Raw genomic sequence first — 7,775 nt, forward strand, 5'->3', positions numbered from 1 at the left:
CTCTGAAACCCGAACCTGACACACATTCACGTTCTGTCGATCGACGTGAGCCAAGGAGGCTGCGATGGGCGCCCATGAACCGATCCTCGACCTGGGTCGCCGCGGCCTCCTGCTCGGCGGCGCCGCGGCCCTGGGCGCGCTGGCCACCCAGGCGCTCGAGGCCCGGGTCAACGCCGCGACGCTGCAGGGTGGGCTGCCCGGGCGGGTGGACGTGGTGGTCGTCGGTGGCGGCATCTCCGGCCTGGTCGCGGCTCGGCGGGTCGCTGAGGCGGGTCGCTCGGTCCTCGTCGTCGAGGCCCGGGACCGGGTCGGCGGCCGGGTGCTCAACCACGAGCTCGCGACCGGCGGCACGATCGAGGCGGGCGGTGCGTTCGTCGGGCCCACGCAGGACCACATCACGTCGCTCGCGGCCGACCTCGGCATCGCCACCTTCGACCAGTACGCCACCGGCAAGAACGTCTACGTCTCCTCGCTCACGGGTCGCCAGGAGTACACCGGCACCGTTCCGCCGGACCCCACGATCCTGCTCGACGCGGCGCTCGCGCTGCAGCAGCTCAACGGGTTCGCCGCCGACATGCCGGTCGACGCCCCGTGGGAGCACCCCCGGGCCGCGGAGTGGGACGCGACCACGCTCGGCGAGTGGATCGGCCGCAACACGGTCAACAGCGGCGGAGTCGAGCAGCTGATGAAGTCGTGGACGCAGCCGACGTTCGGCGCGGACCCCGACCAGCTCTCCATGCTCTACGTCATCCACTACGTCGCCTGCTCGGGCAACGAGACCAACGTGGGCACGTTCGAGCGGAACTCCGACACCGTCGGCGGCGCGCAGGAGAGCCGGTTCGTCGGCGGCTCCCAGCGAGTGCCGCTCGCGCTCGCGCAGCGGCTCGGCGACAGGGTCGCGCTCGCCGCCGCCGTCACCAGGATCGAGCACCTCGACAACCGCGCCGTCGTCCACACCACGCGCGGACGCGTGGCCTGCCGCCGGGTGATCGTCTCCGCACCGCCGAAGCAGGTCCTGGGCATCGACTGGTCGCCCGACATCCCAGCGGGCCGCCGCGCCCTGCTGAGCCGGATGCAGATGGGGCAGCTGATGAAGTGCGACGCCGTCTACGACAGGCCGTTCTGGCGCGAGGACGGCCTGACCGGCTTCGGCCTCTCCGACGCCGGCGCGGTCCGGGTCGCCTTCGACAACGGGGTGGCCGACACCGACCACGGCATCCTGCTCGCCTTCGTCGGCGGCTCGACCTGGCGGCAGTACGGCTCCCTCTCCCGCGCCGAGCGGCGCCAGGCCGTGCTCGCCGGCTTCGCCACCATGTTCGGCGAGAAGGCACTGCACCCGATCGAGTACACCGAGAAGGACTGGACCCGCGAGCAGTGGACGACGGGAGGCCCGGTCGCGATGTACCCCCCAGGCGTGATGTCCACCCACGGTGAGCACATCCGGACGCCGTTCGGCCGCGTGCACTGGGCCGGCACCGAGACCTCGACCTACTGGACGGGCTACATGGACGGCGCGGTGCGCGCCGGCGACCGTGCCGCCGTCGAGGCGCTGGAGCAGCTGTGAGCACGAGCCGGCTTCGTCGTACGACCCTGCTGCTGGTGGTCCTCGGGGCGCTGGTCGCCTCCGGCCTGGTCCCGGCCACCGCTGCCGAGCGCGAGGTCTGGCACACCCGGGTGTTCGCGAACGTGCCCAAGCCCGGGTTCCCGGCGTACGTCTACGTCCACCCCAACGGCAGGGTCTACGCCGCCACCTACACCAACCCGGCCGGCGACGCGATGCGGTCGCGGGTCTTCGAGTGGACGGCGTCGGGGACCCTGCTGCGGTCCTGGACCGTGCCCGACCAGGACCTCACCGCCGCGCGCGGGGTGCAGGTGGCGACGTCGGACGCGCGCGGACGCCTGGTGCTCCTGGAGAAGTCGCGGTCGCGGGTGCTCACCCTGAACGTCACGACCGGGACCTTCCAGGTGCAGGCGACCATCCCGGACCTGCCCGGCGGCGGCGCGGCGATCCCGAACTACGCCGCCTGGGGGCCGGACGGGCTCTACGTCACCGACTACGGGCAGGACGTGATCTGGCGGATCCCCAGCGCCGGCGGCACGCCGCAGGTGTGGCTCCGCTCCACGAAGCTGGCCGGCCTGCAGTTCGGCACCACCGGCATCGTCTACGAGCCGGCCCGCCGGTCGTTCCTGGTCTCCCAGCAGACGACGACCGATCCGCTCGACGCGCTGCGCGGCCACCTCTACCGGGTGCCCGTGCTCGCCGACGGCGAGCCGGGTGCGGTGGGCACGGTGTGGACGTCCGAGCCGATGGCGCTCCCCGACGGGTTCGGGGTCTCTCGTGCAGGCAACGTCTACATCGCGCTGCTCGGCACCAACCAGCTGGTCAAGCTGGGCCCCGACGGCGAGGAGCTCGACCGGTTCCCCGCGACGCCGCTGACCGGCGGCAACGGGTCGCCGGTCCCCTTCGACAACCCCTCCAACGCCACCTTCCTCGGCACCCGGGTGCTGGTCGCCAACCAGTCCGCGGTCTTCGGCAGCGCCGCGCACCACGTGATCCTCGACGTGGAGGTGGGCGAGCAGGGTGCACCGGAGCTCATCCCGGCACGGTCGACCCTGCGCTGACCGGCTCGCGGACCAGCTGACGGACCGATGGTGCGGCCAGCGTGGTGAGTGAGCTGAGCCCGATCACCGCGGCGACCACGATCAGCCACGGGTCCACGCCGACCAGGGCCGACACCGGACCGGTCAGGACGAGGCCGATCGGCCGACACACGAACGACCCGACCAGGTCGAAGGAGTAGACCCGCGCGAGCATGTCCTCGGCGACGTTCTGCTGGATGGCGAGGTCCCAGTTGACGCTGAACAGCTGCAGGCCCACGCCGTGCGCTGCCGCCCCGGCCAGCACGAGCGGGAGGGACGGGGCGAGCGCGATCGCGAGCGGGAACGCCGCCGTCAGCGACAGCAGCACCACGCCCCACCGCAGCAGGTGTCGGGGTCGCCAGCGCAGGGCCACCAGGCCGCCGACGATGAACCCGCCCATCAGGGCGGAGAGCGACCAGCCCCACGCCTGCTCGCCCCACGCGTCGCCCACGACGATCGGGCCGAGCACGCCCTGCACGCCGCCGTACAGCAGGTGGTAGAGCAGCGCCTGCCCGATCAGCAGCCACAGCCACGGGTGCCGGAGCACCTCGCGGGCGCCCTCGGCCATCTCGGTGAGCATCCGCCTGCGCTGTCCGGCGGCGCTCCCCGGCACCCGGATCAGGGCGAAGAGCACCGAGGCGGCGCCGTACGACGCCGCGTCGATCGCGATCGCCCAGCCCGGTCCGGCGACGGCCACGACGATCCCGGCCAGGGCGAAGCCGACGGCGAACGCCGACTGGTTCGCGAGACTGCGGACGACCACCGCTCGCGGCAGCTGCTCGGCGGTCACGGTCAGCCGGGTCATCGCCGAGGAGGCCGGCTGGGACAGCGCGCCGAGGCAGCCGTTGACGACCCCGATGAGGCTGAGGAACACGATGCTGCCGTGGCCGGTGAGCAGGACGACGGCGCATGCGCCCTGACTGACGCAGGTGGCGGCGGCCGAGCCCTGCATGAGCAGCTGGCGGGGCAGCCGGTCGCCGAGCACGCCGCCGTAGAGCGTGGTGAGCACCTCGGCCGCGGAGAACGCCGCGACGACCAGGCCGAGCTGGGTTGCCGTGCCGCCGAGGTCGAGCACGGCGAAGGCCAGTGCCACCGGTGTCATCGCCGATCCCAGCCCGCTGACCGTCACCCCGCCGACCAGATAGCGGAACGCGGGTGAGCGCAGGGGTGAGGGGGGCACGCGGGCGAGAGTACTTCGTCAGCGAACTATCCGTCACCTAAGTATTCGCCGACGAACTATCGCGTTAGCCTCGTGCCATGGCTGAGGACTGGACCGACCGCCACGTCACGCGCTGGAAGGACCACTGGCTCGATCTGGACTTCGACGAGCAGGTCGAGGGCGTCTTCGTCCGGATCAACCGGATCTGTCGTCATCTGCGCAGCGAGAAGCAGCGGGCGGTGGCCGAGGTCGGGCTGGCCGACTTCGAGTACGACACCCTGCACGTTCTTATGATTCGGGACACTCCCGGCTCCGCCTCGCCGACGCAGCTGGCCGACGAGCTGGCTGTCTCCGGCGCGGGCATGACCGGCCGGCTCGACGGTCTCGAGGCGGCGGGCTGGGTCCGGCGGATCCCCTCGGTGGAGGATCGCCGTCGGGTGATCGTCGAGGTCACCAAGGCGGGGATCGACATCTGGAAGCGAGCCATGGACCTGCGCGGCCGGACCGAGAACGACCTCGCCGAGGCGCTGAGCGAACGCGAGCTCGCCACCCTCAACCGGTTGCTCAAGAAGGTCACCCTCCGCCTGGAGGGAGCTGCGCCCTCCGACGGCTGACGAGACCCTCTTCGCGTCGCTCCGGCTCCCCCACGAGCCGGAGCGACCGGAACAGCGCCTCGTCACCCGGACTCACTGCGGCGAGTCGGTCCGCAGCAGGGCGAGGACCGCGAGCACGCGGCGGTTCATCTCCTGGGAGGGCTCGAGGTCGAGCTTGCGGAAGATCTGCGAGCAGATGGACTCGACGGTCTTTCCGGCCAGGTAGAGCTCGGCCGCGATGCCCGCGTTGGACCGCCCCTCGGCGATCAGGCGGAGCACGTCGCGCTCCCGCACGGTGAGGCGATCGAGCCGCGTCCTGGTCGGCTCCTCGGTGGCGTAGAGCGTCATCGCGCGCCTCCCGCGGACGAGCGATGGGAGGTCGGGCGGGCCTGGCCGGCGCGGCGTGGGGCGCAGGTGGCGCACGTCGTTGGAGTGCCGGGGTCGTCGCTGGCGTTCACGGAGGGAGGACGCCGCGGACCCACCCGGTGATACGAGGAAACTCGATGTATCACGGGCACTGGTCCGGTGCTCCGATGTACGGGACGATGCACCCGGCAGGTCACTCCGCGAGCCGTGCAGGGAGGAGGTCGGGTGGACGTCACCTCTCCGCTGGCGACCCTCGTCCGAGCGGCACGGGAAGGAGACCAGCATGCGTGGGACGCGATCGTCGACCGGTTCCTGCCGCTCGTCGGCGCCATCGTCCGCCGGCACCGCCTCAGCGAGGCCGACGGGGACGACGTCAGCCAGACCGTGTGGCTGCGCCTGGTCGAGCACCTCGACGACTTGCGCGAGGCGGACGCCCTCCCGGGCTGGATCCGTACCACGACGCGCAACGAGTGCTTGCGCCTGCTCGCGGCGCGGGGTCGGGTCCGCCCGGTCGATCCCCAGGACGAAGGCGGGCTGGACGCCGTGGAGCTCGACGTCGCCGACGAGGAGCTGCTCGCGGCCGAGCGTCGTCACCTCCTGCGCGAGGCGCTCGCCGAGCTGCCCGCCGCGCGTCGCGACCTGCTGGTGCTGCTGCTCGCCGACCCGCCGGTCGGCTACGAGGAGATCAGCCGTCTCCTCGGGATCCCGGTCGGCAGCATCGGACCCACCCGCGCGCGAGCCCTCGGGCAGCTGCGCCGCACCCGCGCCCTGCAGGGGCTCGGACCGGACCTGGTGGGAGGAGAGCGCTGATGAGCAGCTGGGATGAGCTGACCGACGACGAGCTGATGGCGGAGCTGGCCGAGGCCGTCGCCGAGCAAACGACCGTCACCGACGCCCGACGGGAGGCCGCTCGCACCGCCTTCACCTGGCGCACCGTCGACGAGGAGCTCGCCGAGCTGCTCCACGACTCCGCCCTCGACGCCGGTGCCGCGGTCCGGTCCTCCGCGGACGGCCCGCGCTCGCTGTCGTTCGGCCGCAGCGGGCTCACCCTCGAGGTCGAGGTCGAGGGCGACCAGGTGCTCGGGCAGGTGATCGGCGAGGGCGCGGCCTCCGGCACGGAGATCCCGGCGACCGTGACGCTCCGGCGCCCGGGCGTCGAGGACACGCAGGTCGAGGCGGACCGCTCGGGATTCTTCCGGTTCTCCGGTGTGGGGCCGGGTCCTGCGCGGTTCGTGGTGAAGCAGGCGGCCTGGTCGCTCACCACGCCGTGGGTCTCCCTGTGACCCCTAGGAGAGCGGCCCGACGATCGTGATCGGACCGCCGCTCGTCGGGGTCGACGACGTGCCCGAGCCGAGGACGGATGCCCAGGCCTGGCCGGCGGTCTCGTCCGCGGCGCTCATCCGCGCCGCGATCAGACCGGTCACGACAGGGGTGGCGAACGACGTGCCGCTCCACTGGGCGAGCCCCGTGAAGCTGCGCACCTCGCCGACGTTGGGCGGCTCGTAGCAGGTGTAGCTGCCCTCCGGGAACGCGTTGACGATGTCGCGGCCCCGGGCGTAGACGTCCACCCACGAGCCGTGGTTGGAGAAGTCGGAGACCGTGCCGTCGGGGTCGACCGAGCCCACCGACACCACCCAGGGGAAGGCCGCCGGCCAGAACGGCCGGTCGCTGCCGTCGTTGCCGGCCGCCGCGACGATCAGCGTCTCCTCGCCGTCGTCGAGGCCGTACGTCGCCGCGAGCATCTCGAAGGACAGCATCGCGAAGTCGCGTCGGGTGTGGGTGCCGGCCGAGATGCTGATCAGCTGGGGATGGTCGCTCTCGCTCAGCGCCTGGTCGAGCTGGCGGCAGATCTCGGACTCATAGACCGCCCCGCCGCGGGTCAGCACGCCCTCGACCTCGACCCGGGTGGCCGGCGCGAGGCATCGGACGACGCCGGCCACGAAGGTGCCGTGGCCGCCGTAGGGGTGGATGCTGCTGGGATTGATCGTCTCCACGTCCTCCGGGTCGGCGAGCACGCCGGACATCCACGGTGTGGTGGCGCTGCTGACCGCCGGGGTCCACAGGCCGGTGTCGACGACCGCGACGCGGACCCCGTCGCCGGCGGACGTGCCCGCGGCCTCGGACGCGCCAGGGAAGGGGGTCTTGCGCTTGGGGACCTCGGGCTCGGTGGCCGGGCACATGAAGCCCTTGGGGGTCACGTAGACGACGTGGTCGGGGGTGACCATGCCGGCGCCGAGCTCCCGGTCGATCTCCTCGAGGGTGGCGAGAACGTCGTCTTGCCCGTCCGACCGTGAGGGCAGCGCGACCAGCGCCAGCCCCTGGGCCGGCTGCCCGACCCGGTCGACTCCGCCGCGGAAGCTCTGGCCCCGCTCGGCGAAGAACCGTGTCAGGCGGTCGAGGTCGGCCTCCCGCACCAGCGCGTGCTTCGGGCGGTACAGGTAGTCGACCTCGGAGTCGTCGGTCGGGCGCTGCGAGCCCTTGACCCCGGCGACGGCGACGCCCCCGATCTCCTCGAAGGCGCGGCGGATCACCTGGACCTGGACCCGGAGGCGCTCGGCGTCCACCTCCTCGGGCGTCGGCTTCCGGTCCGGCTCGGAGGCGGGCCGCCGGCCGCCCCCTCGCAGGGGGAGGAGCAGCCTCCTGAGCAGGTCGCGCAGGGTGCCGAGGGGAGAGTCCGGGCGCACAGGGTCGTTCATGGTGTCTCCTGGCTACGGTGAGCAGGCGGCCGAGTCCCGCCGGCGCCGCTAACGTAGTGCCGCAACGCGACGCCCGTAAAGGAGCGCCGCGACGTCCGAAGCCGAGGCGCGCCATGGAGGAACTGCTCGAGCTCGCGCTCGAGGACCCGGCGGAGGGCCGTCGACGGGCGGAGCTGCTGCTGACCGAGCAGTCGGACCCCCTCGCGCGCTCCTACGCGCACCAGTGCCTCGGCGTCGTGTTCCGCGACAGCGGGTGTGCGGACCGGGCCCTCGAGGAGCTGCGGGCCGGGCTCCGCGCGGCGCGAGCCGCCGCCCGGCCGG

General features: G+C 72.7%; 9 protein-coding genes. 6 read left to right on the forward strand and 3 right to left on the reverse strand.

Annotation, left to right across the window (positions count from 1 at the left end; genetic code table 11):
* Positions 1-64: 64 nt before the first annotated feature.
* Both E7Z54_RS00095 and E7Z54_RS00100 read left to right on the forward strand, forming a co-directional pair.
* Complete coding sequence (locus E7Z54_RS00095) at positions 65-1,564, forward strand: flavin monoamine oxidase family protein (RefSeq protein WP_136430788.1); 1,500 nt, start codon at positions 65-67, stop codon at positions 1,562-1,564.
* The gene (locus E7Z54_RS00100; RefSeq protein ID WP_136430789.1) at positions 1,561-2,622 is read left to right on the forward strand and encodes an SMP-30/gluconolactonase/LRE family protein; all 1,062 of its coding nucleotides are present in this window, start codon (positions 1,561-1,563) and stop codon (positions 2,620-2,622) included. Before E7Z54_RS00095 ends, E7Z54_RS00100 begins: the two co-directional genes overlap by 4 nt.
* Here E7Z54_RS00100 and E7Z54_RS00105 read toward each other — a convergent pair.
* Positions 2,594-3,820, reverse strand: coding sequence for an MFS transporter (locus E7Z54_RS00105; RefSeq protein WP_136430790.1), 1,227 nt, complete (start codon positions 3,818-3,820; stop codon positions 2,594-2,596). The two genes, E7Z54_RS00100 and E7Z54_RS00105, sit on opposite strands and share 29 nt — an antisense overlap.
* A gap of 77 nt (positions 3,821-3,897) precedes the next feature.
* Here E7Z54_RS00105 and E7Z54_RS00110 point away from each other — a divergent pair, with 77 nt between their 5' ends.
* Positions 3,898-4,413: a MarR family winged helix-turn-helix transcriptional regulator gene (locus E7Z54_RS00110; protein WP_136430791.1), complete on the forward strand. Its 516-nt coding sequence runs from the start codon at positions 3,898-3,900 to the stop codon at positions 4,411-4,413.
* Between the two features lie 72 nt (positions 4,414-4,485).
* Here the strand turns inward: E7Z54_RS00110 and E7Z54_RS23885 are convergent, their stop codons facing one another.
* Positions 4,486-4,740 (reverse strand): helix-turn-helix domain-containing protein, encoded by a 255-nt coding sequence (locus E7Z54_RS23885; protein WP_240769425.1) that lies wholly within the window; start codon positions 4,738-4,740, stop codon positions 4,486-4,488.
* Between the two features lie 243 nt (positions 4,741-4,983).
* Between E7Z54_RS23885 and E7Z54_RS00120 the strand changes: the two genes are divergently transcribed.
* On the forward strand, positions 4,984-5,568 hold the full coding sequence (locus tag E7Z54_RS00120) for an RNA polymerase sigma factor (protein ID WP_136430793.1): 585 nt from the start codon (positions 4,984-4,986) through the stop codon (positions 5,566-5,568).
* Positions 5,568-6,041, forward strand: a complete 474-nt coding sequence (locus E7Z54_RS00125) for a hypothetical protein (RefSeq protein WP_136430794.1) — start codon at positions 5,568-5,570, stop codon at positions 6,039-6,041. The genes E7Z54_RS00120 and E7Z54_RS00125 overlap by 1 nt, the downstream gene beginning before the upstream one ends.
* Before the next feature lie 3 nt (positions 6,042-6,044).
* Here E7Z54_RS00125 and E7Z54_RS00130 read toward each other — a convergent pair whose 3' ends face one another.
* Positions 6,045-7,454 carry a S8 family peptidase gene (locus E7Z54_RS00130; protein WP_136430795.1) on the reverse strand — a complete coding sequence of 470 codons (1,410 nt, stop codon included), beginning with the start codon at positions 7,452-7,454 and terminating at the stop codon, positions 6,045-6,047.
* Between the two features lie 113 nt (positions 7,455-7,567).
* Between E7Z54_RS00130 and E7Z54_RS00135 the strand changes: the two genes are divergently transcribed.
* The coding region (locus tag E7Z54_RS00135; protein WP_136430796.1) for a hypothetical protein at positions 7,568-7,775 on the forward strand (208 nt) is incomplete at its 3' end.

Source organism: Nocardioides sp. (assembly GCF_004803405.1).
Classification (GTDB): Bacteria; Actinomycetota; Actinomycetes; order Propionibacteriales; family Nocardioidaceae; genus Nocardioides; species Nocardioides vastitatis.

What these genes read in the sequence shown, in the direction of transcription:
- E7Z54_RS00095 (WP_136430788.1), top strand. Translation starts at nt 65, where the DNA reads ATGGGCGCCCATGAACCGATCCTCGACCTGGGTCGCCGCGGCCTCCTG.
- E7Z54_RS00110 (WP_136430791.1), top strand. Translation starts at nt 3,898, where the DNA reads ATGGCTGAGGACTGGACCGACCGCCACGTCACGCGCTGGAAGGACCAC.
- E7Z54_RS23885 (WP_240769425.1), bottom strand. Translation starts at nt 4,740, where the DNA reads ATGACGCTCTACGCCACCGAGGAGCCGACCAGGACGCGGCTCGATCGC.
- E7Z54_RS00125 (WP_136430794.1), top strand. Translation starts at nt 5,568, where the DNA reads ATGAGCAGCTGGGATGAGCTGACCGACGACGAGCTGATGGCGGAGCTG.
- E7Z54_RS00130 (WP_136430795.1), bottom strand. Translation starts at nt 7,454, where the DNA reads ATGAACGACCCTGTGCGCCCGGACTCTCCCCTCGGCACCCTGCGCGAC.